The 447-nt window shown below is 36.9% G+C and carries 2 protein-coding genes; both read left to right on the forward strand.

Going from position 1 to position 447, the window contains the following annotated elements; genetic code table 11:
• The first annotated feature begins 72 nt into the window (after positions 1-72).
• Positions 73-270 carry a hypothetical protein gene (locus A3761_RS01925; protein ID WP_068553616.1) on the forward strand — a complete coding sequence of 66 codons (198 nt, stop codon included), beginning with the start codon at positions 73-75 and terminating at the stop codon, positions 268-270.
• 41 nt (positions 271-311) lie between these two features.
• Positions 312-447: transposase (locus tag A3761_RS28885; protein WP_156491502.1), on the forward strand; the 136-nt coding region annotated here is incomplete at its 3' end.

Below are 447 nucleotides of genomic sequence, written 5' to 3' on the forward strand. Positions count from 1 at the left end.
GCTAGAGCCTTGCATAGGCATTAGCCCGTGTTATTTCTCTAGCGCAATTTAAATGTAAATAGAGGAAGAAAAATGGATATACTCAAAGTTAATGATTTAAAAAATAGAAAAGAAAATAAGCAGCTTATATTTACTTATATGTTGCACTTAAATGCATGGATTAAAGCAAACTTAAAGGAAAGGATTTCGATGAAATTAAAACATCTCTCAATTATGTTATTGCCGGGTTTACTAGCTGCTTGTAGTGGCACACTAATTTTGGCCACCTAATTAGAGGTGATATTATCACCATCAACTAACTAGGTATCAAAATGAGCAAACGAACAAGACCAACATACTCTCCAGAATTTAGACTCGAAGTTGCACAAGAAGTTGTTGATAAAGGGCGCAGTGTCCGAGATGTCGCGGATAGCTTAGGCCTTGGTAAGTCCACGGTCGATAAATGGG

It is taken from the genome of Oleiphilus sp. HI0123, from assembly GCF_001635315.1.